Origin of the sequence: Aliivibrio sp. S3MY1 (assembly GCF_028765575.1) — a bacterium.
In the GTDB taxonomy this organism is placed as follows: domain Bacteria; phylum Pseudomonadota; class Gammaproteobacteria; order Enterobacterales; family Vibrionaceae; genus Aliivibrio.
In genome coordinates this window covers 1-950 of the sequence record NZ_JARACO010000085.1, presented here as the reverse complement: position 1 = coordinate 950, position 950 = coordinate 1, and the positions used below count along the sequence as shown (strand labels likewise).

The 950-nt window shown below is 38.9% G+C and carries 1 protein-coding gene; it reads right to left on the bottom strand.

The window, feature by feature from the left end:
- On the bottom strand, window positions 1–792 hold a 792-nt coding region (locus tag PVK62_RS17330; protein WP_274445626.1), incomplete at its 3' end, for a hypothetical protein.
- Window positions 793–950: the final 158 nt, after the last annotated feature.

Genomic DNA, 950 nt, shown 5'->3' with positions numbered 1-950 from the left:
ATTTAATAACCACGTTAGTATTTGAGCTTTATCTTCAGAAGACGCTTTCTCATACCAGTAGCTCAACATCTCCAATGATTTAGACGATGTCGCCAATTTACTCTTCACCGCTTTACGGTTAGCAAAAGCCCACTCGGTAAATTGCTCTTGCTCTACAGCGGTCGCTTCATCAAACCAATATTGACTCATTTCTACTGGTTTCGAGTTCTTTGACTCTGCTTTTATCTCAGCCACAGGTTGCTGCACTGCTAACGGAGTATACTCAAGCTGAAGTGCTTTTTCATCTAGCACCGCTTGGAAATAACCTGCGGGAATGCTAAAAGACAATTTAGACGTATCATTTGTCGCGTGTACATCATAAGTTAACCCATTTTTTGCAGACAGTGCGATGTCTTTATTATCTATAGGGAATGTAAAATATTGTGTTGATGTACAGTGCTCTGTGCACGATTCTGTTGATGGTGAATATGCCGTAATTTTTGTTTCAGAGCCATTAAATGATACCGAATCATAAACATAACTTGATTTAAAATAACTAAGCTCTACTGCAACATACGATCCAGGTACCGCTCTAGATGTTGTCGCATAATTGGCCGTTAGCTGAGAAGTATTTCTCATGGCGTTCGCCCCAACCCCTTCATTTTCTATTGGGTTGATGCTTTTAGCTTCTATTGATACGTAAGTGGATTTTTTTTCTACCTCATTAATTACATCACTGAAATCATCATCACTTGATAACGTAGAGCACCCACTAAGTAATACTACGCTTAGGCCTAAAACTCTTTTATACATCCTAATACACCTTAAATTTTAAATGCTCTTAAAGTAAAAAGCGCTGACAAAGTTTGCCAGCGCTTTTAAAGTTAGCTAAGTAACCACTTTTATTAGAAGCCGTACTCTAGACCAATACGAGTAACGATATCTGTATCAGCGTCACCAACCGTACGACC